A 26,220-nucleotide genomic window follows, 5' to 3' on the forward strand; every position below is an offset into this window, starting at 1 on the left:
ATAATTAGAGTATTTACAATAAGTATGCATTTAAGAGAAAAATTTATTGGTTAAGGCACTTCTAAATCTCACTTATACTGTAATTTCGCGAAAATTATAAACATGAAAATAAAAACTTTACTACTTATTAGTACGCTATTCCTATGTACCATTACGTCATGTTCACCCCGAATGGTAGGCACATGGAAGGTTACAAAATTTGAAACGATTAGCCCTGGAGAACAAAATGTAACACTGCAAAATATAGGTACGATAACATTTAAAGGGAATAATAAAGGTGAAAAAGAATTGAACTATGAGGTCATGGGAATTAAGCGAAATGACGTACAACCATTTACTTGGAACACGGCTGAAAACTATATTACGATAGACAGCAAAGATTCTGAAGTTGCAAAAACCTGGATTTTTATTGAAAACAAAAAAAAGCGACAAGTTTGGAAATCTACAGATGGTGGTAAAAAAATTCAAAGTCTCGTATTAGAAAAAAAATAGTAAACCTTACTTACCAAATAAGTAACCAAAGCGAGCTGCATCCCTATTTCATAAAAAATACAATAAGTAGAGGCTAAAATGGGTAACGTTTGTTTAACTAAAATAGTTGATATTATTTGACACATTCACTAGCCCTAGACATTTACAAAAAAACCGTTGCAAGTTTTGAACTTTGCAACGGTTACTTTTTAAACTGGAAAACTTCCTGTTTTATTTTTTCTGTCGTATAACGTTCATTATAGGGTTTTTAACCTTTATTCTCTTTTTAGATGATGATGCACCATCAGATTTTAAATATTGTATGTATCCCCTACCTTTAAATTCATAGGTAGTTCCGCTATTTGGGTGATACAATTCTACCGTGCTATCATTAATCACATACAACTCAAAATAATCGTCTCCGATAAAATCATAACTCAATGTTATGGTTTTTAGTGAAGCATCATTAGCTACATCAAATACTTGATAATCACCTTCAAAATCCCACTGTAAATTGTTTATTCCAGTTCCCGGTGAATCAATCGATGATCTAAAGAAATCGCCATTATCACCTGATAAAAATTGTAGGTAGTTTTCACTATCAAAATCGTTTATAGCCCCAATTTTGCTGGTATAGACTTTTTCCCAAACCGTATACTCTTGCAAAAAATATTGAATGTTGTCATAAAAAAGCATATCATAATCAAAATTACTTCTGCTAAATCCTTTTAGATAGTAGGAGGTATTTGAGCTGCTATCAAATAATTCTATGGTGCGATTATTTATTACAAAAACCTCTAACATCCAAACTCCGTCTACATCATGCCTAATTTCTACTGCGCCTCTTATGGGGGTATAGATTCCGGCATCGATACCAAAACCATTTCCATTTTTTCCTATTCCAGCAATATTGTTATTAGCGAATAAAGTACCTCGATCAAAAGTTACTGTAAAGGCACGTTGTAAAAACGGCACCTCTCCGTTTCCTTTGGTGGCATTAATGTCGACATACCATAATTCATGTGCGCTTAATACTTGATCCACAGAAAAAGCAGGTTCATCAAAAAACTCATCGCTTACCAAAACCTCAGTGTAACAAGATGAAGCTAATAATCCTATAAAAAGAAATCCGAATAGTAATCTTGTTTTCATAATTAAAAAGTTTAAAGTTCATTTAATAGCAAACAATTCTCGTGCCAAAATTATTAATTTATTGACTATCAGTATTTTACGATAAATATATTTTAGCTAATTTTGTATGATTAAAGTTAATTTTACTTTTTTTTGTAATACCCTTGAAGTATGAATAGAGCTACGAAATTTGCTGTTTTAGGAGGAGGAAGTTGGGCAACCGCCATTGTAAAAATGTTAACAGAAAACGTAGATACTGTTCATTGGTTTATGCGAAATGCAGATGCCATTGAACATATTAGAACCCAGGGACATAACCCAAACTATTTAAGTTCTGTAGAGTTTAACACCAAGCAATTGATCTTAACAGATGATATTAATACCGCTGTAACCGAGGCTGATATTTTAATTTTTGTAATTCCGTCTGCATTTTTAGAAATAGAACTTAAAAACTTAAGCGCTTCTTTAAAAGACAAAACCATTTTCTCTGCCATTAAAGGAATTGTGCCTGAAACAGGACGTATTGTAGGCGAACATTTTCACGAAAAATATGCCATTCCCTTTGAAAATATCGGTGTTATTACAGGTCCTTGTCACGCCGAAGAAGTTGCACTAGAACGTTTATCGTACTTAACCATAGCTTGTGCTGAAACCAAAAAAGCAGAAATAGTTGCCGAACATTTAAGTTGCGAGTATATAAAAACAAAGATTTCGGATGATATTATCGGCACCGAATACGCTGCCATGTTAAAAAACATTTACGCTATTGCTGCTGGAATTGCTCACGGCTTGGGTTATGGCGATAATTTTCAAAGTGTACTGATGAGTAACGCCATTCGCGAAATGAAACGCTATATAAAACGCGTACATAAAATGAAGCGTAATATTAATAATTCTGCCTATTTAGGTGATTTATTAGTTACGGGCTACTCGGTTTTTAGCCGTAATAGAATGTTCGGAAATATGATTGGCAAAGGCTACACCGTAAAAAGTGCCATGATGGAAATGAAAATGGTTGCCGAAGGCTATTATGCGACCAAAAGTGCCTATGAAATTAATGCACAGCGCAAAAAGAAATCTAAAACTCCAATTTTAGATGCTGTATATCAGGTGTTATACAATGAAAAAAATGCTAAAAAGGTATTTAAAGCATTAACAGAGGAATTAGATTAGGAGACACTATTTTTTTCTATACTTAAGTAGCTAATTAGTCAACAACTTTCATTTCTTCAGGAACTCTCGGATTCATAATTTTAAACCAGAGTGGCGGCAGAAATGAAAGGACCATAGAGGTAGGGTAGCCAAAAGGCATTTGTGGTGAGATATCGTGATAATCGAGAATCTGGTACTTTTTGGATGATTTAAAATGGTGATCGCTATGCCTAGTTAATTCATACAGTACAATTCTTCCGATAACATGGTTACTATTCCAAGAATGAATTTCACGCACCCGCTCATACCTGCCAGAGCTTATTTTTTTACGTAACAGTCCGTAATGTTCAATATAATTCACGGTTTCTAGCATCAAAAACCCAACAATTCCACTACAAACGGCGAAAACTACCCCTATTAATCCGAAAAAATTAAAGAGCATAACAACATAAAGCAGTTGAAATATGCTGTACCATAACATATCGTTTTTTAAAGCGAAAAAGCCTTTTTCTTCTGCTAATAACAACTTAGATTGTAATTTCCAAGCACTAAAATATTGTCGAAATACAGAGCTAAGCCAAAAAGAATATACGCTTTGGTTATAAGCTGCTGTAGCTGGGTCTTCGGTTGTAGCTGCTTGTGCATGATGCCCAAAATTATGCTCTATATAAAAATGCATGTAAAAAGAAGGCAAAAGCAATAGTTTAGCTAAATAACGCTCTTTCGTTTTTTGTCGGTGCCCTAATTCATGAGCCACATTGATTCCATTGGTGCCAAGGACAATTCCCAAACTTAACACTAAACCAACAAGTTCATACGTTTTATAGGCATGAGTCGTAATATCGAAAAGAAGATAGCCTAAAAGGCCAAAAATTATGGGAATATTCAAATAAAGCATCCAATCAAAAAGCTTGCTTTTTTCCTTTTCTATCCGTTCTTCCCCCTCATGGTTCGAGGTGTCGTGTGGAAGCAATACTTCTAAAATAGGAATCAGAACAAAAGCATAAAAAGGGGTAAAATAACTAAAATAGCCCTTAAAATAAATACTAATAAGTGCAGATAACGGTAAGGTTAATGCAGCGAGATATTTTAAATCTTTCATTTGCTATTTTCTTAAAAAACAAGAGCGCTAGTTGACATAGCTCTATGCTCATAAAGGCAATTATTTATATAGAAAATTAATGAATCTTTTTGATTAAAGCAATATGTTGTACACTGTAAGCACGAATGTAGTTAAAACTCAACGAACCCAATGGCTGCGAATTAAAATCGAACTACACAGCATTTGCATGACGTTGGCGCATTTCCTTAGCATCGCCTTTTAAAAATAGGTATAGCACCAAGCACCTCGAATATCAAAAAAGTAAAACAAACTATATTTTACTGATGATATGCTGTGTTATGTACTAATGCAGTACCACAGCTATTACAATTACCAGCAGTTCCAGAACCTCCAGAACAACCTTGACTACAGCTGTAATGCCATATACCGGCTGCATTTTGGCTAGGTCCAGGTAAAGCAGGAGTGGTTTGATTGGCAAAAGGTGATGATGTAGCCGGGGTAGGATTGGCATTTGCATGATACGCTGCGTTATGTGCTAAAAGGCCTCCACAAGTGTTACAATTACCTGCAAGACCGGCCCCTCCGGAGCAACCTTGACTACAGGTATAGTGCCAAACGCCTACTGCATTTTGCGGAGCTTCAGCAGTATTTGGATTTGGGACAGCTGCCCTTGATTGATTCGCCCACTTTTCAAGATCTAGTGGCTGTAAGGTTTCTTCTTTTGGTACTTTAGGCGCTTCTTCTTTACAGGAAGATAAATAAAGCACTGAACTAACTAATACTAGGGCAATTAATTTAAGGTATTTCATTATTGAATTTTAAAATTACAAGGAATTGTAGTGATGCTTTTTTACTTCGTTTTTTTTCCAAAGTATAGTTCATTATGCAAACGTAGCTTTCTATTTTTTAGTATTTAGGTTCTTTGAATTGTATTAAAAACTTAGATCAAGATGCTAATTTTGCTGTTGAAACTTAGTGTTCTATGGATTTCTATAAAAAGTGACCCGATAGAAAACATACAATCACTCTACGGTAATCGAAATTTTAGCTTCGTTCCCTAATTCATCTACTACTGAAATTGTTTGTACGCCAGCATCCGGTAATAAAGCTACTTCATGAAAGTTTTTGGTTTCTTTTACGAATAAACTATTGAGATACCAAAATACTTTGGTTTCTGGTTTGGCGTGAGCCAATTTAAAAATAAGTTCGTTTTTATAGCCTTCGAAATTTTTAGCCAAGATAATTTTACTGCCATTTTTTGGATAGATAAACTCCATTGTCAGCGTATTTAAGGCGATACAATCATTTCGAAATGGCGGTAGTGCCTTATACAATGGGTGGCTTTTTTTATAGTAAAATTCTTGTAAGGGTGGTAAAACAAACCAAGATTCCGCAAAGGTTTGGGACAGATCTTCACAAGAAGAATTTACCCGAAATTGCTTGTTTTTATCTAATTGAATGGTTTGGTGAAAAGCGCAAGCAGGCACATAATTCTGCTTCTTAGGAATATCAATCTTTTTTTTTGGACAAATAGGGCTTGCTAAAAAACCACTCTCAGCACAGACCTCAACAGACACAAATTCATCTAAAGGTTTTAGAAACCAGTCCGATTCTGGTAATACATCAAACACCTCAAACAAAATAGGGGCTGCACTAGCTACCCCTGTAACACTAGGCCTACCTTCACCATCAGCATTTCCCACCCAAACACCAACCACGTAATCATTAGTAATGCCTATTGCCCAGGCATCTTTATTGCCAAAACTGGTGCCTGTTTTCCAAGCAATTTGTTTGCTTGAATCGTAAAACTCCCAAGATTCGTTACCTTCGGGCCGGTTTACTTCTTTCATGGCTTCAAAAGTCAAGTAAATACTCCCCGCATCAAAAACAGTTTTTTCGGTAGATGTTAAACCGAAATCTATAGTCTCGTTCTGCAACCACTTAGGATGGGTAAATTCATTTTTATAATATTCACTGGAACTGGTATTAAAATGACGTACAGTCGAGGCTAAATTAGCGTAGGTTTTGCATAAGTCCCATAGGTTACTTTCTGCGCCCCCTAAAATTAGGGTTAGTCCGTAATGATCTGATGATTTTGTTAACCCGCCTAGTTCAAAAATATCGAGTTGATCCCTAAATTTTTGCAAACCGTAGGATTGTAACAAACGCACCGCAGGTATATTTAAAGAACGTGCTAAAGCTTTTTTAGCTTCTATGGCGCCACTGTAATCTTCATTAAAATTTTCAGGGGTATACCCTGCAATTTGGGTTGGAACGTCAGGCACTAACATATCAGGGAGCAATTCACCTTCATCTAACATGGCGGTATATAACAAGGGTTTTATGACGCTTCCCGTACTTCGGTTAGCGCGCACCATATCCACATCTTTCTCATGAAATTTATCCGTCGGAGAATTGCCAACATATGCTAAAACTTTTCTCAATTGTACGTCTAGTACCAAAACAGCGACATTATGTACTTGATTTTCTTTCAAAATATCATAATTCTTTTTTACAATGGCATTTACATTTTGCTGCAAGTTTTGATCTAATGTCGTTTGTACGCGTTCTCCTTTTTTTTGTTTGGCGATGAATTCTACAAAATGAGGGGCTGCATCGGGTATTGCAAATGGTTGTTGTGGCAATGTTTCGAGCAAGGCCAATTCGTAAGTCGTTTTATCAATGCTATTTTCTTCAAGCAACTTTTTTAATAAGCGATTTCTTTTTTCTAAAAGCCGAGCTTGGTTTTTTCCTGGATAAATTAAACTGGGTGCGTTTGGCAAAACAGCTAAGGTGGCCGATTCAGCCCAGGAAAGTTGCTTGGGTAACAAACCAAAATAGCGCCAAGCTGCCATTTCTAAACCCACCACATTACCACCATAAGGTGCATGACTCGCATAGAGTTGTAGAATTTTATCTTTTGAATACCGCAGTTCTAATCGGGTCGCTAAGAGTAGCTCGATGAATTTCTCGCCATAAGATCGTTTTTTGTTACCCCTAGAGAGTCGAATAACTTGTTGTGTAATGGTACTACCACCACGAACCGTTTTACCTGCTTTAAAATTAGACCCTATTGCCTTAAACATTGAAATAGGATTAAAACCAGGATGCTGATAAAAATAAGCGTCTTCAAAATTTAATAAACAAGTATTGAATTTATAAGGAACACTATCAATTTCTGGAAAACGCCATTGCCCATCATCAGCTATTTTTGCGCCTATTAAACTTCCGTTTTTACTTTCTATTACCGTTGCCGTAGGACTATCAAAAAGTGGTTGGGGAAGACAAAAATAATAGGCGATTAAAAGCGCAAAAATTAAGAAACTTTTTTTAGGGTTATTTTTGAAAAAATTTAAAATCTTGTCCTTCAACCTTTGTGATGCTTATTTATTAAAATCGTATTCCCGTTCTACGAAACAAATGCGAACTTTATAGTTTTTGTACCACTCTTTAATGCCTTTTTGCTGTGCTATTAAATGATCCGTGTTTTGTTTCCATTGAGCAATCGCATCTAGACTTTCCCAATAACTTACGGTGATTCCTATTGCTTCACGTGCGCTTTCTAAACCTAAAAACCCCTCTTGTTGTTGGGCTAAATTTTCCATTTGTTGCGCCATTTCTGCATAGCCATGATCAGCATCAGTTCTAATGGATGTAAAAATTACAGCGTAATAAGGTGGTTTAGTGACCATTTTACTCAATATACTCTTTCTCTACAAAATACGTGACAATCGCTTCTTTCATTAACACAGACTGTTCCCCTGCTTTTAACGGCGGTAGTTCTTCCTTAACGATATAATGCGGCCAGCCATCTTCATCAAAATAATCAAAAACATAAAAGCCGTAGGGCTCTAATAACCTGCAAATGGCAATATGCATCAAATCTAATTTTTCATCTTTTTTATAGGTATTATGAATTTTCCCAAGCTCTTGTACACCGACTAAATAAATAATCGCATCTAACTCTAAGGTATCCCCATCGGCAAATTGGATAGATAGTTTTTCTACCAAAATATCCCAACGCTCTTTTAATTGTATATCTCTTGACATTGTAGTTTTATTAATCTAATAAATAGCGGTTGAAACACCACTATTTCAAATTCTTTCAAAGGTACAAATCAAAGTTCTATATTTGTTAAAATTAGTCAGCCATGAATTTTTTAGACATTATTTTAGGTTTGCCCCTAGTTTTTGGACTTTATAGAGGCTTTAAAAATGGATTGTTTGTAGAACTTGCCTCCCTTATTGCATTAATTGCAGGTATTTATGGCGCTATTCATTTCTCATATCTCACAGGAGAATATTTAGCACAGCATATGCAATGGGATGAAAAATATATGAACATTGCCTCGTTTGTCATCACTTTTATCATCATTGTAGTTGTTGTCAACTTATTAGGAAAACTGTTTACTAAAATTGCCGATTTTGCTATGTTAGGGGTATTAAATAAAATTGCAGGTAGTATTTTTGGTGCCTTAAAAGTAGCCGTAATGTTAGGTGCTATTTTAATTTTTTTTGATAGTGTAAACCAAACCACAAGCTTGATTAAAGAGGATACTAAAACCGATTCGATACTTTACGAACCTATTAAAGAAATTGGTGCTTTTATATTTGAAAAGGTATTAATTTTTGATACGGATCCCTATATAAAATAAAAGTAAGACCGCTTCGCCATAAGCATCAAGAACCAAGACTAGAATATTTTAGTGTCTTGGTTCTTGATTTTAAAAGCTCTTTACCTTAGATAAAAATCGATTTAACATATTCATTATTGAACCACTTTAACCCATTGTCCTTTTGTTCTTGCCGCATAATCATTATCATACATGGCTTCCGCTTGAACACCTGGTAAATAATAAGTGCCTAAATAGGATGCGTTTAATAATATGCTTAGCGTTTTGGTTTCGTTCTTCTTCATATCAAAATAAAAGTGTGCTCTGTCATCGCGCAAATCGGTATGCGTAACATTATTTTGAGCAAAATCGCCAAAATCAGTAAAACGTGTGTTTACAATTTCCCATCCACTAGGGAAAATTTGCGTTAAGGCAATATTTTTAATCGTACTTCCGGTTGTGTTTGTCAAGGTTACCTCGGCCACAAAATCTGTTCCTTGCATCATGTTTGTCACATCAATTATAGAACCATCGCGCCCTTTAAATTTAGTCTGAACTGCAAAATTACGTTGGTACTGTTTTTCTTGACCCACGGGTAAAATTCCGTTGCTGATAAGGCTTGCGTATAAAACAGTGCCTTCTTGATTTTTAAGCTCGATGGTATTGCTTCCTTGTTTTATTGCTAGCGCTCTACTGGCTAAAGTTTTTGACGTACTCACACTTTCAGATGTACCATTTACAGATACCAATGCTTTTACGCCTTTTCCGCCTACCATTTCAGCAAATTTACCCATAGCTAATAAACTATACGCCGTGCTTTGTGTACTCATCCATTTCTTTTCGTTTAAGCTTGCTGCCACTCTTTTGGCTAATTCTTGTGCTTTCGCCTTATCTTTTAATAACACAAATGTTTCTAAAGCCATGGCGGTATTTCTTTCTGCAGAACCATAGGTATAAGAATGGTAACTATCTTCTTTAAAAGCTATTTTAGCGGTATTTAAAATTTCTTTTGCAACATTCGCTTGCCCAATTAAACCATAGGCCGCAGCCAACCTAAATTTTGCATCGTTTGATATCCCATTTGTTTCTCGTAAACGGTTCATGGATGCTACATCTGCATTAGCTGAAAGTGCCAAAGTATATAAACGATACGCTTGTACTAGGTCTGAATTTGAATTACCAGAACGCCATTGTTTCGCTACATTTTGTTGGTATTTTACCCAATTTGTTTTAAAACCAATAGGCATCACATAGCCTTTTTTCTCTGCCTCTAACAAAAAGTGACCCGCATAGGTCGTACCCCAATCATCCGCATTGTTTAATCCTGACCAATACGAGAATCCTCCGTTTGGTCGTTGCATTCTACCAATATTCTTAATGCCATTTTCAATATTCTTTTGAGTTTCTGATTTTTTCTGTGCTGTTAAATCAAAAATATCATTCAAATACAATTGTGGAAATGCGGCTGATGTGGTTTGCTCTACACAACCATGCGGGTATCGAATTAAATAGTTCATTCTACCATCAAAATTCATAGGTGGTAGGGTTGAAAATTCTACGTGTGCCGAATTGCTTCCTGATATTCCAAAAGTTTCTAAGTTAATGGTTTGATTCGCATTAGCTTCTAAAATAAAATCTTGTTTTTCTGAACTCATCGGGTTCGGGTTCACCACATCAATCGGAATTTCAAAAGTAGCAGTTTCTCCGCCACCAGAAGCTTCAACCCTCACTTTTCCAATACCTTTAAAATCAGCCACTTCCAAATCAAAATATACCATTTTTTCATCAGGTTGACTAAAGGTTAACGATTTTGTGGCTTCGCCTAAAACGGTAAATGCTTTATCTTTTTTAATTCTTATCGTGACGTTTTTTACCTTGTTTTCCATGGCAAATACGGTCACAGGCAGGGTCACTTTTTCACCTGGAGTAATTTTTCGAGGTAAGGATGCTAAAATCATTAATGGCTTACGAACTGGTGTTGTCTTCTCTGCCAAACCATAAGCTTCTTTTTCTGCATTACCCGCAATGACCATGGTTCTAACAGCACCTACATATTTAGGGATTGTGATTTTATGTGTATCTGTTTCACCTGTTTTTAATGTAAAAGGCCCTAAATGCATCACCATGGGCTCAAACCTATTGGCTTTCTTATTTTTAGCACCTGCAAGTTCATCATCACCGCCAATAGCAAAGACTTGATCTATTCTGCCACCAAATGCACCAATAACATCGTCATACATATCCCATGTTTTTACGCCTAATGCCTCTTTGGCGTAGAAAGAACGCCATGCATCTGGTGTTTTAAAACGGGTTAAATCTAACAAACCTTCATCAACAATAGCGATGGTATAAGTCATTGCCTTTTTATTTTTCTCTGAGACTCTTATGATGATGCTTTCTTCTGGACGCAGCACATCTGGCATGCTAATTTCAGGCGCTAATTTTGTTTTGGGATTTTCGACACCTATACCAACAATACCATACATGCGAATAGGAGCATCGTTTAGCGTAGAGGCATGTGGTTGTAATAGCGCAATATTGATATAGATATTCGGTGTAAATAATTCTGTAATGGGCAACTGAAATTTCGTTTCGCCTTTGGTCGTTTCTACCCATATCGCTTCTAGTACTTCACTTCCGTTTTCTACCGTCACCAGAGCTCTGCCCCCTTCTGAACTGGGAAAAGTAACTGTAGCCTTTTCGCCAACGCTATACTTTTCTTTATCGGTTGAAAACTGCAGCATAGTCGCTGCCGAGGGATCATTTTTACGGGATTTTCCTGCCCATCCTGGCCAATCAATATACACCGTTGTACCAGTTGAATGACCTCCATCTGTATCTTCAACCAGCACTAAATACCGACCCCAATCTGGATATTGTAATTCGAAATTAAAACTGCCTTTTCCATTTGAATTGGTGTTGATGGTTTCTTCAAAAACTTTTTCACGGTATTCGCTGCTGCTGTAGGATGATAAATTGTCGGCAGCGTTGTCCCACCACCATCTCCAACTTACTTTAAGAATCGAGACTTTTACATTGCTTGATGCTTTTGGCTTTCCATTTTCATCAACAGTAACCACTTCAAACGTATTTTGCACATCAGTCAACAACATACCTCTATTTTTATCGCCTTTTGGCACATTTAAACCTACATAGGTGTTAAAAGGAGAGTAGGGTTTAATAAATACATCGGTACTAAAATCGCCTCCATTTTCGTAAACTTTAGTCACAAAGGCTGCATTTAACATGCCAGCCGCTTTGCCTTTTAACTGTGGATTAATGCTAAAATTAGCTTTGCCTTCCTCGTTAAGTTTCCCATTAAAAACTACTTGTTCTTCGGTAGAAAAACTACGTGTTGGATCATCAAAAATATATCCTGGAAACGATTTAAACGATGTGGTTGTGGGGTTAAATTTAGCGGTAATATCTGCCCTTAAGTTTTTAGCAATTGCGCCATGAAGCCATTTTACTTCCATTACTCCCTGAATGGGCTTTGAAGCATCTAAAATTTCAGCGCCAAAATCGGTGTTAATTTTTAATCGATTTGGTTTAATGGTTTCAATTTTTAATGTTTTTGTAAACGATGCACCACCAACCGATAGTTTAGCCATCCAGTTTCCTGTTGGCGCATTTTCGTCGGTTTTTAAATCAAAATGATAAAAATTATCTAATCCGTTTGTTTTTATTTCTTGATGCACCACTTTATTATAAGGATCTAACAACTCCAATTTTACAGGGTGATTTGCAGGTAATTTATTGGCATTATCATTCAACATAAAGGATAGGAATATGTTATCGCCTGGTCTCCAAACACCACGTTCCCCAAAAATAAAGCCTTTAATCCCTTCTTGTAAGGCAACACCAGAAACATCAAACTTACTTACCGAAAGCACATTAGCGTCGTTAAGTTTTAGGTAGGTTTTTTCTCCATTATTTTCAACGACAACAAAATACGCTTGGTTATTTTCTGCATCGAAGAAGGTCGTTCCTTTTACATCTGTCGTAATAGAGCCAACTGGTTGTTGCTGATAATTATAAAAAGTAACCTTTGCCCCCGCAATAGGTTTTGTGCTAATCATATCGTTAACTGCAATAAAATAGCTTTTGTTGAGTCCTTTTTTTACGGTCACCCCTATGTCTGAGGCTAAAACGTTTATCCCTATTTTTTTATCGTAATAGTAAGACGAATGACATGGATTTTCACGTTCGTTCCAATCATAGTCATCATAATTATCTTCGTAATAGTAGTCTTCAATACCATTCCAAGAACTATCTTCGGTTTCTTCGTCATAATTGTCACCTTGAGCTTGGGTATTCTCAAAATTAGTAGACCTACACTTGTATGAACTATAAGACGGTTTAAAGGAAAATTCTACTCTATATAGTGCCCCTTTTTCTGGTGTAATGAGAGATTTTAAGTCTAAGGCATGCGCTGACCATTTACCGTTATTTACAGATAAATTATTTTGTAATTCTAATTTTTTTGTTGCAATTGGTCTGGCGACGCGTTTTAAATTATAGTTGCCATTTAGATTATTGTCCTGTAAAAACTGCATGACATTATTTTGGTAGATTTTCACTACTGAAACATCGACATATTTTAAATTTACAGCCTCAAAATTTATTTTTAAATTGCTTGAAGATGGTAAAATAGTTCCGTTTGACAACCATCTAACTTGGGGTAAAATCTGTTCAAAGGCGACGCTCTCTTCATATTTATTTTTAAGCTTGTAACCATCTACACTTTGAATGCCGTCAAAAACCTCAAGTAATGCCGTTCCTGTAATTTCTATGGCAGGATATACTTTTAAAGAATTACCATCAACGCTATATTTTACATTAGTATCACCTTCTAGAACTACTAAACCCTTAAAATTCTGACCTTTTTTCAGTGGATCAGAAAAATTGATGCTCAGTAAAGGCCTCTCTGTATTTTCAACCACAACATCTAAAATGGTAAAGTTGTTTTTTCCTGGAATACGCAAGGTGTTTGTTCCTTGACTACTAATATTAAACTTTGCACCATCCCAAGAAATTTCTAAATCTGTATCCTCTTCAAAACGTTGAATATTTTCTATTTTAAATTGGAATAAAGTTCCTTCTTTAACCGTCCCATCAAATTTTACTGGAATTTCTTTTCCCTTTTGTTTAACGCTAAGTAATTGCTCTGCTATTTCTAATGGAAGTATGTCTGAACTGCGCAACTGTCCTTCAATAAATTGTTTGTCTTTAGCATAAGATTGTAAGGCATTCGTATAAATACTAAACTGTTGTTCTAGTATTTTTACACTAAAACTTAAGGATTTCAACTCTTTAGGCACGTCTTTTATAATATCCCCTAAAACCAAAGTAAACTGATATTCTGTATTCTGATTAAATTCTTTTTCAGGAACAAAAGCAATAGTTCTGCTATCTAAGGCCACAACCTTTCCTGCTACATTAGGCGTAACCTTAAAAAGTTGTTTATCTAATACCTCATTGGAGTTCCATGCTACTACTGGATTGGTAAGCACTACACGAACATCACTCTTAGAAGAAATGATTCCCTGTGTTACCTCCGTAATATATTCTTGATACTTATTTAGGTTATCTGATGGATTTTTTAGTTCATTATCCTTGTCTTTACAAGAGTAAAAAAACAGGATACTGGCTAGAATTAGATATTTTAGGTTCATGTTCGGATATTTCTTTAAGTAAATATACTATGTTTCTTAGGATAAAGACGAATGCCTAACAGTGATGTTATAGAGCAAGATACTAGCTATTAGTGGGTACTATTTTTTAAAAATGTGTAGCTTATATGTGGTGTTTTATGTAAGGTTATTTTTAATTTTGTAATACATACACCACAAGTCTTAAAAAAAGATGTATTTCATCGAAAAATGATGCCCACTTGCGGATTACAAGCATATTTTTAATAATCTTACAGTATTGGAATTCGAGAACCAAAATTACCCTAGAAATCCCCTTTTCTACCGCTTCCTGCTTGCAAATAGAACATTATGAAAATGAGAATGCACTATGCAATCTTAGTTTTATTTGTATTAACGATTAGCTCTTGCGGTAAAGAGTCAATAGAAGATACAGTTACAATAGAATCTGAGAATGTAGTTTTGATTGAAAATGAAGTACTAAAATTAGTAAATAACTATAGAGGCTCTAAAAATTATAATACTTTAGAATTTAGCCCAGTAGCGTATAAATATGCCAATGTACATACAGAGTACATGATTGCTAAAGGAAACATAAATCATGATAATTTTACATCAAGAGCTTCTGGAATTGCTTCTGAAATAAATGTTTCAGAGGTTGCCGAAAATGTAGCTAAAAATTATAGTACTGCTTTGCAAGCTTTTGAAAATTGGATGAAAAGTACCGATCACCGTAAAGCAATAGAAGGAAATTATAGTCATACTGCCGTAAGTGTTAAAATGGATAAAAATGGGAATTACTACTATACCCAGTTATTTTTCAGAAAAGCTCAGGATTTAAATTAAATACCTACTGAGATAAGTAGTTCTTCATTGCGGCACGCATTATGTCAAGAGTTTTTTTTAACTTTCGTAAAAACTCAAAAACATGGCTATTGCACCTCCTTTTAATCTAACCAAATGGATTTCAGAAAATAGAGACCTCCTAAAGCCGCCAGTTGGTAATAAAAACTTATATACCGAATCTGGGGATTATATTGTGATGATCGTTGCTGGACCCAATGCGCGTAAAGATTATCATTATAACGAAACTGAAGAATTATTTTATCAATTAGAAGGCTTTATAAAAGTACATATACAAGAAGATGGTCAAAAAAAGACCATGGAACTTGGCCCTGGGGACATGTATTTACACCCTGCTAAAACACCACACTCACCTGAGCGAGGAGAAAATTCTATAGGTTTAGTCATCGAAAGAAAAAGAAATCACCTTAAGGTCGATGATGGTTTACTTTGGTTTTGTGACAACTGCAATCACAAATTATACGAAGCTTACTTTACTTTAAATGATATAGAAAAAGATTTCTTAGCGCATTTTAAACATTTTTATAATTCAAAAGAATTGCGTACTTGTGACAATTGTGGTGCTGTTATGCCTGTTGACGAACGTTTTATTGCTAAAGAATAATACTATGACCATTACATTAAATATACTGATTGGAAGTATAGCCCTTCTGCACCTATACTTTATGTGGTTCGAAATGTTTGCATGGACCACTAAAGGAAGAAAAGTATTTTATAAATTCCCAAAAGACCTCTTTGAACCCACCAAACAAATGGCTGCAAATCAAGGTTTGTATAATGGATTTTTAGCAGCAGGCCTGCTTTGGACATTTTTTATAGCTAATATGGAATGGAAAACTAATATTGCCCTATTTTTTCTAAGTTGTGTAGTAATCGCTGGAATTTATGGTGCGTATAGTGTGGAACGTAAAATATTTTTTATTCAGGCTTTACCTGCTATTTTAGCTATTCTTTTCTTATTCATTAGTTAATATAATTTAAGACGAGAGTTTGAGGTTTCAAGACTAAAATTCGTAAATTTGAAATAAATATAACAAAACAGAATAAAAACGTTACAAAATGTCAAAAATAGCTGCAGATTTCGGTATCAATGAAGCTCTTAAAATTTTAGGAGTTAAAGAATTAAATCATGGTTCATCAACTGGATCGGATAGTTTTGGTTCAGGAGATGAAATTTCATCGTTTTCCCCTGTCGATGGTGCCTTAATTGCAAAAGTAAAGAGCACCACCCAAGCAGATTATGATAAAGTTATGGCATCAGCCACAGCAGCTTTTGCAACATGGAGAACGAAACCTGCACCTTTACGTGGCGAAATTGTGCGTCAGTTTGGTGATAAGTTAAGGGAATATAAAGAACCTTTAGGGAAATTAGTCTCTTACGAAATGGGAAAGTCGTACCAAGAAGGTCTTGGAGAGGTACAAGAAATGATTGATATCTGTGATTTTGCAGTTGGGTTATCACGGCAATTACACGGACTAACGATGCATTCTGAACGTCCAGGACATAGAATGTATGAACAATATCATCCTTTAGGTGTTGTTGGTATTATATCTGCTTTTAATTTTCCGGTGGCTGTTTGGGCATGGAATACGGCATTGGCATGGATTTGTGGTGATGTTTGTATATGGAAACCTTCAGAAAAAACACCTCTATGTGGTATCGCTTGTCAAAATATAGCTGCCGAAGTATTTAAAGCAAATAACTTACCAGAAGGTATTTCTTGTTTAATCAATGGGGACTATACGGTTGGAGAAATGATGACGAAAGATACAAGAATACCATTAATTTCAGCGACAGGTTCTACAAGAATGGGGAAAATAGTAGCGCAAACTGTTGCAGGTCGTTTAGGTAAATCACTCTTAGAATTAGGCGGTAATAATGCCATTATTGTTACGCCAGATGCCGATATTAAAATGACGGTAATAGGTGCTGTTTTTGGCGCCGTTGGTACCGCTGGCCAACGCTGTACCTCAACACGGCGTTTAATAATACACGACAGTATTTATGACCAAGTAAAAGATGCATTAGTTTCGGCGTACCAACAACTTAGTATTGGCAATCCTTTAGATGAAAATAATCACGTGGGCCCAATAATTGATAAAGATGCCGTTGCCAGTTATGAGAAAGCTTTAGCCTCGGTAGTTATAGAAGGTGGCAAGTTTATTGTAGAAGGTGGTGTGTTATCAGGAGAGGGCTATGAAAGCGGTTGTTATGTTAAACCAGCCATTGCAGAAGCTAAAAATTCATTTGCCATTGTACAACACGAAACTTTTGCTCCTGTACTTTACCTTTTAAAATATTCAGGTGAAGTAACAGATGCGCTTGCCATACAAAACGGTGTAGCTCAAGGATTATCATCAGCTATTATGACAAATAATTTAAGAGAAGCTGAACTTTTTCTTTCTACAAATGGAAGCGATTGTGGAATTGCCAATGTAAATATTGGTACTTCAGGTGCTGAAATTGGTGGTGCCTTCGGTGGTGAAAAAGAAACAGGCGGTGGAAGAGAGTCCGGATCTGATGCTTGGAAAATTTATATGAGAAGACAAACCAACACCATTAATTATACCACAGAACTGCCTTTAGCGCAAGGCATTAAATTTAATTTATAAGTATATTTTCCGTTAGTGAGAAACCACGTTAAACTAAAATAAAACTAGTCTTAACGTGGTTTTTTAACTAATCAAAAATACTCCTAAAAAAACCTATGTTGTACACCTTGTCTTTATCAAGGGAAAAAAGGTTTTAACCTAACGCTTCTTAAAGGTGGTCAATAACCATCTTCTGTACAAGCAACATCTTATAGACGGTACGGAAAAATGTATAAAATGCATTTAAACCAGTTCTAGGCTATTTTTCACTTCCTAGTTTTTAATCATTAGCTAAGCTACATCTAGTATTTAATCCTCTAATAATTAACAACTTAAGAATTTTTTTAATACTTTAGGTATCCTAAGCAAATAACTCAGCGCTTCAGCAGCATTATTTTAAAAGATTTTAAGGTTTAAGAAGTACTTTAAGCTAATATTTCAAAAGTACTTTTAGAGAAATTTGAGAGTATCTCGTGGTGCTGAATTATTTAATGTGATAAAAAAATTACATTCTTAAGCCTAGTTAAAATAAATTTTGTAGTGTTCAAAAAAATCAACTAACCAATAAATACACATAAAAATGAACTTTGAAAATTTGACTATTTGGCACTGGATTATTCCAATTTTAATTGGGGTTCTTTCTACCTTCCTAGGGTACTATTGGGGTCTTGCCAGCAAAAAAACAATGGATCACGATGGTGAATTAAAACTATGTCAAGATAAAGTATCTAAATTAGAAAAAGATTTAAGAGATTGCAAGGAAACATTATCGACACCAGCCCTTAAAACAACTGTAGCATCTGGTACTGCTACAAAAGCAACAAATATTTCAACGAATGCTTTCAATGCTGGAGCTGCAAAAGCGATTTTAGGTAAAACTATTAAAGAAAATGATTTAAAAGTAGTCGAAGGTATTGGTCCAAAAATCGAAGCCATGTTTAAAGATGCTGGTATTAACACTTGGCAAAAATTATCAGACACCAAGGTTTCGGATTGTCAAAAAATACTAGACTTAGGCGGAAATCGATACAAAATTCACGACCCTTCATCGTGGCCAATGCAAGCTAAAATGTGTTATGAAGGCAAATGGGCACAACTTCAAAAATGGCAAGTTGAGCATAAATCCGGTAAATTATAAAGTGTTCCTTTTATAAAAAAATAAGAGACCAGCAATCTGCTGGTCTCTTATTTTTTATAGTCCCTGAAATCAATGATGTATTAAAACCTTCCGTTGGCCTCAACCCATTTAAATTGGTATTGATCGTCAGGAAATTTCATTCTCGTAGCTATGCGCTCTAAACGATCTGGCAATTTCATTAAATAATCTCTAGCACGTTCGGCATCATCGTTAAGTGCTCTTATGTTATCTAATTCCCAATAAGCGTTTAATTTTTTCAAAATGTCAATATAATCTAAAGCCGTGTAGACCCCTAAACGCTGTGCACAATTTGAAAAATTCTCAAAAGCAGTGCCTATGGTTCCTCCTGATTCTCTTAAAAAATGGGCAGGCATGACAATTTTTTTCTTCATCATATCGGCAAAAGCCAACATCATTTGACTTGGGTCCTGATCAAAGATTGATTTCACAAACTCTCGGTATGCCAAATGGTGACGCATTTCATCACCCGCTATAATTGTACACATTTTACCTAAAAGCACGTTGCCTTTTTTCTTCGCCATTTGCCCTACCCTTTTATGAGAAATATTCGTGGCTAACTCTTGGAAAGAAGTGTATATAAAATTCTTATAAGGGTCTCTATCCGTACCTATATCAAAACCATCTGCTATCAAGTGTTGTGTAGTCATTTCGACTTCACGCATATTAACACGTCCAGAAAGGTATAAATATTTGTTTAGCACATCACCATGACGGTTTTCTTCAGCAGTCCAATGGCGAACCCATTTAGACCAACCGTTTTTATTTTCGCCATGTTGATCGATTCCTTCAACATCCATCAACCATGATTCATAAGTTGGTAAAGCCTCTTCTGTAATCGTATCAGCAACCATGGTTACCCAAAAGTCATACCCGAGCTCTTTAGATTCTTCTTGAATTTGCTTCACAGCATCTAAAAAACCATCGCTTTGAGAATCTGGCAAAAAATCTGTTGGCTGCCAAATTTCTTCCGTAGGAATAAGATACTGGTCTATAAAGCCATTAACTTTGCCCTCAATAGCTCGCATAACCTCTATTCTAATATTCTTTGCTGACATATTTTTGTTTTTTACAAATTTCGTAATAATACTTATAAGTTTTCTTAAAACTGAATCAAATTTACTAAAATCAGTTTCTTCCTAGTTCACTGGGATAAAATGTATGCACCGGATCACTCTGCCAAACCTGTTTTGTGACTACGTCTATGATTGATAGTGGGCCTTTAAATGCCGCTCCAGTGTCAATATTCCATACATTCGCAGCATTTTGGGGTGTTGTTTCTCCAATCCGTGTTACTGGGGTGTGCCCAATATATATTTCAGAATAATGTAATAATCGCTTTGGATAAAATTGATCATTCTTTTTTAAACCAGGATTCATCGAAAGAACCAATTCCCAAAGCGTTCTGTCCCAATAAAAGTTTTTAGAAAAATACTCATATTCAATACCCTTTAAGTTAGTGAATCCTGCGTGAAGAAACAAACGATTTTGTGGATCTAGGTAATAATTTTCTAATTTTTCATAAAACTCAAGATGTACATTTATGGTATTGCCATTGGTTTTACCATAGGATTTTACGGTGGCCTCCCCACCGTGTTGGTACCACAGTGGGTTATCTTTCCCTTCTTTTAACCACAAATAACACAATTCATCATGGTTACCGCGAATAAAAGTACATTGGTGGCTTTTGTTTAGTTCAATTAAAAAATTAATTGTTTCAACGGCCTCACTCCAACCATCTACATAGTCTCCTAAAAAAATAAGGTGATCTTCGGTCGTTAATTTTGCTTTGTATAAAACTTGCTGTAAAGCTTTCAATCCTGAATGAATATCTCCGATAACTAATGTTCTCTTCATTTAGCAAAAATCGCAATTACTGTTATGATAAGCACAATAAAAAGCACTAAAAAGAATATTTTCCAGAAAGAATAAGGTCTAACACCACTAATACTGCCTGTTTGGCCATTGATATAAAAATTGTAGTTTTTGCCATTAAAAAAGTATGAGCTAATAAATACAGGCACTAGTATATGTTTAAATGTTTCGTTAGATAGTTTTATGTCGGCATGATCTATTCGCTGAGTATCGCCTCCTATATCTTGCCGAATCCAAGCATAGGCAATATTTTTGGCTTCTTGAAAAGACTGATGATGGCCTTCTTTTAAAGAAATGGTATATTTCTCAGTAACAAAACCCGATAAATATTTTGAATTAAAACCTACCATTTCCTTCAAGTTCCAAAAGGCAACTTTACTCGGAATATGGTGGCTTTTTTTTTCCGATGCATTGATTAAAATATCATCAATAAAACCATCCACTGATCCAGAGGCACTTCGCCATCTTGTTTTTCTTACTTGTCTAGTTTGTGTTCCTTTTTTAGTTCTGTAGGTTTGTGTTTCGTAATAATAATCCCCTCTTTGTCCTTGGTACTTTGCATCTAGATGCGCATCAAAAGTCCAATAAGGCACATACAAGCCATGCAGCCCTTCCGCATCTAAAGCTGCTTTTTTTAAATTATCAGGCGCAAACCAAAGGCTTTTTACCCAATTTGTAAAAATCTGTTTCGCCTTATTCGCATCCATTTGAAAAGGCACCAATGCACCTGGTAGAATCCAACCTTCTTTTTGAATGTCTTCTCTAATTAATGGCTCACCGCAATAAACACAGCCAAGTGATTTATAATGTTCTTCAACGTGTTGATTCGCACCACAATTTTTACAATGGAGCAATGCTATAGTTTCGGTGTATGCATTGGCGCCCACCACTTTTAAATAGTGTTGTAGTTCTAACTCTTCGAAACTCGACTTTTCTTGCTCAATAAACTCTTCATACCCGCAATAGTCGCACTTTAACTGGTGCGAACCGGGCTTAAATTTTAGTTCTGCCCCACAATTAGCACATGCTTTTTTAGCTTCTGATGAAAAGGTTTTTTCCATTGACGAATGTTGTAGCCCAAGACGGACATTAACAAAAAGATAGGTCTAAACAATTTAAAAAATTGAAAAGATATTCTGTTTAATTAGTTTGTGTTCTGCTATTGTGGTAGTGGTGGTGGTGTGTTACCCCCTAAAAAAACCTTTAACTCCTCAATTTCTTGCAATGCCATCCAATTTGTCATGCCTTGCTTCCAAATTAAAGAATCTTTATTGATGGTTCTATTAGCAAATAACTCTTTTAATTTATTGAGATTTACAGGTCCCATTTGCGTGCCATTCGATGCGTAATGATACATTATTTGTACTGGCATTGGCGGCGGAAAAGCCTGTGTTTGTGCTGGCTGACCTTGACCCATTTGTGGCTGCATAAGCCCACCCATTTGTTGGGCCAATACAAAGCCCATACCCATACCCATACCAGCTCCGGCAGTACCGCCTTCATTTTTAGCAGCTTCTTCAATAGCTTTAGCCGTTTTAAATTGGGTAAGTTTAGCCATATCTAACTTGTCAAGCCTACTGTACTCAAAAATTTCCTTTTTGAGTTCTTCGGGCATCGATACATTTTCTATATAAAATTTCTCCAATTCAATACCAACACGACCAAATTCAGGTTGCATTACTTCTTGACAAGCCTCAGATAATTCTGAGGTATTTGCAGCATATAATTCAATAGGTAATTTAGCCTCTCCAACGGTATCCGTAAAGCGAGTGACAATTAAACTTTTTAAATGTTCGTTAATTTCATAATTGGTAAAATTACCATCGGTACCTACAACATTAATTATAAACTTACCCGCATCAGAAATTTTAAAACTATACGTTCCAAAAGCCCGAATTTCCGTGAGCCCGAAACGTTCATCATTTAATATTATGGCATTTTTAGTTCCCCATTTTTCATCCGTGAAGAGGCGTGTACTTACAAAGTAAACTTCAGCCTTAAACGGACTATCAAAGCCATATTTCCAACCTTTTAGCGTGGATAAAATAGGTAAGTTTTGAGTGCTTAAGGTGTGGGTTCCTGGTTTAAAAACATCGGCCAATTGCCCTTCGTTGATAAAAACTGCAACTTGTCCTTCGCGTACAATAAGCTGGGCATTATTTTTAATTTCATTTTGGTAACGCTCAAAACGATGTACAATGGTTTCATTCGTAGTATCTAGCCATTCTATGATATCTATAAACTCATTGCTTAGCTTCTTTTTTATTTCATCAAATAGTCCCATTTTCGGTTTGTGTTTTTATAATGAGTAAGAAGGTAAGGATTTCTTTAGAAATGGCAAAATACCCCATTTTGTTTTTTAAGAGATTTCTGAAACAACGACTACTTTTTAACAAGCACAGCTAGCCATAGCTTAAAATTCGAGTGTAAAAAAACCACTACTTAAAGATTTCCTAGGAATAGTCAAAAACTTCTGGTGCCTAAAGAAAAAGATTGTGGCTCTTCGAAATGTGGTTAATCAAAAACCTTGTAAGAAGCTAACCGCATAACAATGCCTATAGTTGTAGCAAGGTTTTTCTTTTTCTTTCTTGTCCAAAAAATACGCTACCGGTTTTAGATGGTATCTGCTCCAATTAGCCCAGAAATACAAAGCTAATTGGGGCTCTCTTAGCGCAATTCTAGGTGTAAGCTTGTAAGAGTTTCCCATTGATTATTGGTATTATAAAAGATTTCTAAGTACTTTAGACTTTCCCTAATTAAATAGCATGAAAAAAGTATTTTGTGTCGGTGAACTTCTCATCGATTTTGTTGCTGAAAAGCAAGGCAGTGATCTTTCTAAAGCAAAAGAATTTACAAAAAAAGCAGGTGGTGCACCTGCTAATGTGGCCTGTGCTATAGGGCGTTTAGGTGGCGCAAGTTCATTTATTGGCTGTGTGGGCGATGATCCTTTTGGAAATTTTTTAGCAGGTATTTTAGATCAAATTAAGGTCGATATTTCATTCTTACAACGCTCTAAAACCTTTACTACCCTCGCCTTTGTTTCGTTAGCCGAAGACGGTGAACGCGATTTTGTTTTTAACCGAGGAGCCGATAAAGAATTAGGCTATGACAAAGCCCTGAAAAATAGTTTTAAAAATAACATGCTGCATTTAGGTGCTGCGACTTCATTTTTAGGAGGCGCGCTTGAAGACACGTATTCACGTTATTTTCGAGATGCCATTCAGGCACAAACCTTTATAAGTTTTGACCCAAATTATAGGCTTGATTTATGGAAAAATAATGAAGCTACTTTTATTAAAAAGTGCTTGCCTTTTATAGAAGGCTCCCATTTGTGTAAATTTAGTGCAGAAGAAGCGCAACTTATTTCTGGTAAAGAAAACCTAGAAGAAGCTTGCGATAAATTGCATCAAATAGGCACTCAAATTATTACCATAACCCTAGGTGCTGGAGGCACCTTATTAAGCACACCAAGTAGCAAAAAAATAATCCCTAGTATAAAAGTTTCTCCTGTAGATACAACTGGCGCAGGGGATGCTTTTATTGGATGCCTATTATATCAAATTTCAAATTTACCAAACTTAGATACCATTTTTAAGGACAAAAACATCCTTGAACATATGGTACTTATAGCCAATAAAGCGGGTGCTATAACCACTACAAATTATGGCGCTATTGAATCTTTACCCACTTTAAGTCAATTAGAATCTTAGTGCTATGAATCAAAATTCGTTACACCAACTGTTAGGAAAATCTAAATTTAAAAATTTAGATAAAGCCGCTTTAGATGATCTTTTTGAATTGCGATTAGCCACCAACAGCACCCTGATAAAAGACCTGTTTTTTTCCTTATATCCTGAGGAAAACCATATAGCAGACTTTAAAAAACTACTCTCTTTATTACCGCAACTATTTAAAAACAGGCCCATTGATTTAAAAAAACAAGATATAGAACGACTGCAAAAAGGAACTTGGTACCAATCTGAAAAAATAGTTGGTATGCAATTGTATGTAGATCATTTTAACAAAGATATTAATGGTCTTTCTGAAAAACTACATTACTTTGAAACCTTAGGCGTTAATTTTTTACACTTAATGCCCATTACTACCAGGCCTAAAGAAGAAAATGATGGCGGTTATGCCGTAAACAGCTATACGGAGGTTGATAAAAAATACGGCACAAAAAACGATTTACTGAATTTGACTCAAAAATTACGTAAAAAGGGTATGTTTCTCATGCTTGATTTTGTAGTAAACCATACTTCAGATGAATTTTCTTGGGCTAAAAAGGCTCAAAAGGGCGATTTAAAATACCAAAACTACTATTACACCTATCCTGACCGCAAGATTCCTGATGCCTTTGAACGGTCACTTCCAGAAGTTTTTCCTAGCTCATCACCTGGCAACTTTACCTATAATCATGACATGCAAAAATGGGTCATGACCGTTTTTAATTCATACCAATGGGATTTAAATTATAGCAATCCAGAGGTGTTTTACGAAATGCTGACCAAGCTTATAAAACTTGCTGATTTAGGAGTAGATGTCGTTCGATTTGATGCATTGGCCTTTCTTTGGAAGAAAATAGGTACGGACTCTCAAAACTTACCCGAGGCACATGCCTTAATAAGTTTATTTAGAATGTGCCTCCAAATAGTAGCTCCTGGCGTCATTCTTTTAGCAGAAGCCATTGTTTCACCTTATGAAATCATGAAGTATTTTGGGGAAAAGCAGTACAAAGGAAACGAATGTGAAGTAGCCTACAACGCTACCTTAATGGCCTTATTATGGGAGGCGATCGCCACTACAAAAACACAGTTGTTGTATAGAAGCCTACAGCATTTACCCCAAAAACCTAAAAGTGCTACATGGATAAATTACGTTCGATGCCATGATGATATTGGTTTAGGATTTGAAGATCAAGAGGTGTACAACCTAGGTCTTGATGCGCGACAACACCGCTTATTTTTGTTAAATTATTACACTCGAAAATTAAGCTGGTCACAAGCAAGAGGTGAAATGTTTATGTACAACCCCAAAACAGGGGATGGCAGAATTACAGGCAGTACCGCTTCATTACTTGGTTTAGAAGCTGCCTTAGCTAAAAATAAGCCTGAAGATATAACAACCGCCATCAAAAAAATTAAAATGATGCATAGCATTATTTTGGCCTATGGTGGTATTCCTTTAATTTACGCAGGAGATGAAATTGGCACCCTTAATGACTACTCCTATAAAAGTGATCCTAATAAAAAACAAGACAGCCGTTGGGTGAACAGACCGCAACAAAATTGGGCTACTATCGCAGATTTAGAAAAGAAAAAAACACCAGAATCTGATATCTATTATACCCTAAAAAATTTGATAGAAATTCGTAAAAATAATCCGGTATTTGCAGATCATAACAATTTTAGGCTACACCAAAATGAAAATCCTCATCTTTTAATTTTTGAACGATACGCTGAAAAAGAGCGCATTTTGATTATTTGTAATTTTGATACGCACCCACAAAGCATTGATAGGTCTTGGTTAGACCATATCGAATTTTGGATCACTGAAAAAACGATAGATCTAATTAGCAATACCTCTTTGATTCTTAAAAATAATACACTTGAAATTGAAGCTTACGCCACGTATTGGATGCTCAAAAACTAA

21 protein-coding genes are annotated in these 26,220 nt (G+C 35.6%); 10 read left to right on the forward strand and 11 right to left on the reverse strand.

Annotated features, from left to right (window positions below):
• Positions 1 to 102: 102 nt before the first annotated feature.
• Positions 103 to 492: a lipocalin family protein gene (locus GQ45_RS09525; RefSeq protein ID WP_156125399.1), complete on the forward strand. Its 390-nt coding sequence runs from the start codon at positions 103 to 105 to the stop codon at positions 490 to 492.
• A gap of 210 nt (positions 493 to 702) precedes the next feature.
• On the opposite strand, the gene GQ45_RS09530 is transcribed toward GQ45_RS09525, so the two are convergent.
• Positions 703 to 1,623, reverse strand: coding sequence for a hypothetical protein (locus GQ45_RS09530; protein WP_047417202.1), 921 nt, complete (start codon positions 1,621 to 1,623; stop codon positions 703 to 705).
• 150 nt (positions 1,624 to 1,773) lie between these two features.
• Between GQ45_RS09530 and GQ45_RS09535 the strand changes: the two genes are divergently transcribed.
• Positions 1,774 to 2,775: an NAD(P)H-dependent glycerol-3-phosphate dehydrogenase gene (locus tag GQ45_RS09535; RefSeq protein WP_047417205.1), complete on the forward strand. Its 1,002-nt coding sequence runs from the start codon at positions 1,774 to 1,776 to the stop codon at positions 2,773 to 2,775.
• 34 nt (positions 2,776 to 2,809) lie between these two features.
• On the opposite strand, the gene GQ45_RS09540 is transcribed toward GQ45_RS09535, so the two are convergent.
• The 5 genes from GQ45_RS09540 to GQ45_RS09560 all read right to left on the reverse strand — a co-directional run bounded on the left by GQ45_RS09540 (position 2,810) and on the right by GQ45_RS09560 (position 7,867).
• A complete protein-coding gene (locus GQ45_RS09540; protein WP_047417207.1) occupies positions 2,810 to 3,856 on the reverse strand; it encodes an alkane 1-monooxygenase in 1,047 nt (348 codons plus the stop codon).
• A gap of 278 nt (positions 3,857 to 4,134) precedes the next feature.
• Positions 4,135 to 4,626 carry a hypothetical protein gene (locus GQ45_RS09545; protein WP_047417210.1) on the reverse strand — a complete coding sequence of 164 codons (492 nt, stop codon included), beginning with the start codon at positions 4,624 to 4,626 and terminating at the stop codon, positions 4,135 to 4,137.
• 213 nt (positions 4,627 to 4,839) lie between these two features.
• The gene (pbpC, locus tag GQ45_RS09550; RefSeq protein ID WP_047417213.1) at positions 4,840 to 7,188 is read right to left on the reverse strand and encodes a penicillin-binding protein 1C; all 2,349 of its coding nucleotides are present in this window, start codon (positions 7,186 to 7,188) and stop codon (positions 4,840 to 4,842) included.
• Between the two features lie 12 nt (positions 7,189 to 7,200).
• Entirely contained in the window at positions 7,201 to 7,509 is a 309-nt protein-coding gene (locus tag GQ45_RS09555; RefSeq protein WP_047417217.1) for an antibiotic biosynthesis monooxygenase, read from the reverse strand.
• A gap of 1 nt (position 7,510) precedes the next feature.
• A complete protein-coding gene (locus GQ45_RS09560; RefSeq protein ID WP_047417219.1) occupies positions 7,511 to 7,867 on the reverse strand; it encodes a hypothetical protein in 357 nt (118 codons plus the stop codon).
• Positions 7,868 to 7,968: 101 nt separating this feature from the next.
• Between GQ45_RS09560 and GQ45_RS09565 the strand changes: the two genes are divergently transcribed.
• Complete coding sequence (locus GQ45_RS09565) at positions 7,969 to 8,472, forward strand: CvpA family protein (protein ID WP_047417222.1); 504 nt, start codon at positions 7,969 to 7,971, stop codon at positions 8,470 to 8,472.
• Between the two features lie 113 nt (positions 8,473 to 8,585).
• Here the strand turns inward: GQ45_RS09565 and GQ45_RS09570 are convergent, their stop codons facing one another.
• The gene (locus GQ45_RS09570) at positions 8,586 to 14,105 is read right to left on the reverse strand and encodes an alpha-2-macroglobulin (RefSeq protein ID WP_047417225.1); all 5,520 of its coding nucleotides are present in this window, start codon (positions 14,103 to 14,105) and stop codon (positions 8,586 to 8,588) included.
• A 327-nt stretch (positions 14,106 to 14,432) separates the two neighbouring features.
• Here GQ45_RS09570 and GQ45_RS09575 point away from each other — a divergent pair, with 327 nt between their 5' ends.
• From GQ45_RS09575 to GQ45_RS09595, 5 genes are all read left to right on the forward strand, one after another.
• Positions 14,433 to 14,927, forward strand: a complete 495-nt coding sequence (locus GQ45_RS09575) for a CAP domain-containing protein (protein ID WP_047417228.1) — start codon at positions 14,433 to 14,435, stop codon at positions 14,925 to 14,927.
• Positions 14,928 to 15,009: 82 nt separating this feature from the next.
• On the forward strand, positions 15,010 to 15,549 hold the full coding sequence (locus tag GQ45_RS09580; RefSeq protein ID WP_047417232.1) for a 3-hydroxyanthranilate 3,4-dioxygenase: 540 nt from the start codon (positions 15,010 to 15,012) through the stop codon (positions 15,547 to 15,549).
• Between the two features lie 4 nt (positions 15,550 to 15,553).
• Entirely contained in the window at positions 15,554 to 15,916 is a 363-nt protein-coding gene (locus tag GQ45_RS09585; RefSeq protein ID WP_047417235.1) for a DUF1304 domain-containing protein, read from the forward strand.
• Positions 15,917 to 16,004: 88 nt separating this feature from the next.
• Positions 16,005 to 17,558, forward strand: a complete 1,554-nt coding sequence (locus tag GQ45_RS09590; protein ID WP_047417238.1) for an aldehyde dehydrogenase family protein — start codon at positions 16,005 to 16,007, stop codon at positions 17,556 to 17,558.
• A gap of 559 nt (positions 17,559 to 18,117) precedes the next feature.
• Entirely contained in the window at positions 18,118 to 18,675 is a 558-nt protein-coding gene (locus GQ45_RS09595) for a hypothetical protein (protein WP_047417240.1), read from the forward strand.
• A gap of 80 nt (positions 18,676 to 18,755) precedes the next feature.
• On the opposite strand, the gene GQ45_RS09600 is transcribed toward GQ45_RS09595, so the two are convergent.
• From GQ45_RS09600 to GQ45_RS09615, 4 genes are all read right to left on the reverse strand, one after another.
• Positions 18,756 to 19,751, reverse strand: a complete 996-nt coding sequence (locus GQ45_RS09600; RefSeq protein ID WP_047417245.1) for an acyl-ACP desaturase — start codon at positions 19,749 to 19,751, stop codon at positions 18,756 to 18,758.
• Positions 19,752 to 19,821: 70 nt separating this feature from the next.
• Complete coding sequence (locus GQ45_RS09605; RefSeq protein WP_047417248.1) at positions 19,822 to 20,550, reverse strand: metallophosphoesterase; 729 nt, start codon at positions 20,548 to 20,550, stop codon at positions 19,822 to 19,824.
• The gene (locus tag GQ45_RS09610; protein WP_047417249.1) at positions 20,547 to 21,629 is read right to left on the reverse strand and encodes a hypothetical protein; all 1,083 of its coding nucleotides are present in this window, start codon (positions 21,627 to 21,629) and stop codon (positions 20,547 to 20,549) included. Before GQ45_RS09610 ends, GQ45_RS09605 begins: the two co-directional genes overlap by 4 nt.
• Before the next feature lie 98 nt (positions 21,630 to 21,727).
• The gene (locus GQ45_RS09615; RefSeq protein WP_047417251.1) at positions 21,728 to 22,852 is read right to left on the reverse strand and encodes an SPFH domain-containing protein; all 1,125 of its coding nucleotides are present in this window, start codon (positions 22,850 to 22,852) and stop codon (positions 21,728 to 21,730) included.
• Positions 22,853 to 23,333: 481 nt separating this feature from the next.
• Between GQ45_RS09615 and GQ45_RS09625 the strand changes: the two genes are divergently transcribed.
• Positions 23,334 to 24,278 (forward strand): carbohydrate kinase, encoded by a 945-nt coding sequence (locus tag GQ45_RS09625; RefSeq protein ID WP_047417257.1) that lies wholly within the window; start codon positions 23,334 to 23,336, stop codon positions 24,276 to 24,278.
• 4 nt (positions 24,279 to 24,282) lie between these two features.
• Entirely contained in the window at positions 24,283 to 26,220 is a 1,938-nt protein-coding gene (locus tag GQ45_RS09630; protein ID WP_047417260.1) for an alpha-amylase family glycosyl hydrolase, read from the forward strand.

The sequence above is a fragment of the Cellulophaga sp. Hel_I_12 genome (assembly GCF_000799565.1).
Lineage (GTDB): Bacteria > Bacteroidota > Bacteroidia > Flavobacteriales > Flavobacteriaceae > Cellulophaga.

Coding starts and splice junctions, on each gene's coding strand:
- GQ45_RS09525 (WP_156125399.1), top strand. CDS start 103: ATGAAAATAAAAACTTTACTACTTATTAGTACGCTATTCCTATGTACC.
- GQ45_RS09530 (WP_047417202.1), bottom strand. CDS start 1,623: ATGAAAACAAGATTACTATTCGGATTTCTTTTTATAGGATTATTAGCT.
- GQ45_RS09535 (WP_047417205.1), top strand. CDS start 1,774: ATGAATAGAGCTACGAAATTTGCTGTTTTAGGAGGAGGAAGTTGGGCA.
- GQ45_RS09540 (WP_047417207.1), bottom strand. CDS start 3,856: ATGAAAGATTTAAAATATCTCGCTGCATTAACCTTACCGTTATCTGCA.
- GQ45_RS09545 (WP_047417210.1), bottom strand. CDS start 4,626: ATGAAATACCTTAAATTAATTGCCCTAGTATTAGTTAGTTCAGTGCTT.
- GQ45_RS09555 (WP_047417217.1), bottom strand. CDS start 7,509: ATGGTCACTAAACCACCTTATTACGCTGTAATTTTTACATCCATTAGA.
- GQ45_RS09560 (WP_047417219.1), bottom strand. CDS start 7,867: ATGTCAAGAGATATACAATTAAAAGAGCGTTGGGATATTTTGGTAGAA.
- GQ45_RS09565 (WP_047417222.1), top strand. CDS start 7,969: ATGAATTTTTTAGACATTATTTTAGGTTTGCCCCTAGTTTTTGGACTT.
- GQ45_RS09570 (WP_047417225.1), bottom strand. CDS start 14,105: ATGAACCTAAAATATCTAATTCTAGCCAGTATCCTGTTTTTTTACTCT.
- GQ45_RS09575 (WP_047417228.1), top strand. CDS start 14,433: ATGAAAATGAGAATGCACTATGCAATCTTAGTTTTATTTGTATTAACG.
- GQ45_RS09580 (WP_047417232.1), top strand. CDS start 15,010: ATGGCTATTGCACCTCCTTTTAATCTAACCAAATGGATTTCAGAAAAT.
- GQ45_RS09585 (WP_047417235.1), top strand. CDS start 15,554: ATGACCATTACATTAAATATACTGATTGGAAGTATAGCCCTTCTGCAC.
- GQ45_RS09590 (WP_047417238.1), top strand. CDS start 16,005: ATGTCAAAAATAGCTGCAGATTTCGGTATCAATGAAGCTCTTAAAATT.
- GQ45_RS09595 (WP_047417240.1), top strand. CDS start 18,118: ATGAACTTTGAAAATTTGACTATTTGGCACTGGATTATTCCAATTTTA.
- GQ45_RS09600 (WP_047417245.1), bottom strand. CDS start 19,751: ATGTCAGCAAAGAATATTAGAATAGAGGTTATGCGAGCTATTGAGGGC.
- GQ45_RS09605 (WP_047417248.1), bottom strand. CDS start 20,550: ATGAAGAGAACATTAGTTATCGGAGATATTCATTCAGGATTGAAAGCT.
- GQ45_RS09610 (WP_047417249.1), bottom strand. CDS start 21,629: ATGGAAAAAACCTTTTCATCAGAAGCTAAAAAAGCATGTGCTAATTGT.
- GQ45_RS09615 (WP_047417251.1), bottom strand. CDS start 22,852: ATGGGACTATTTGATGAAATAAAAAAGAAGCTAAGCAATGAGTTTATA.
- GQ45_RS09625 (WP_047417257.1), top strand. CDS start 23,334: ATGAAAAAAGTATTTTGTGTCGGTGAACTTCTCATCGATTTTGTTGCT.
- GQ45_RS09630 (WP_047417260.1), top strand. CDS start 24,283: ATGAATCAAAATTCGTTACACCAACTGTTAGGAAAATCTAAATTTAAA.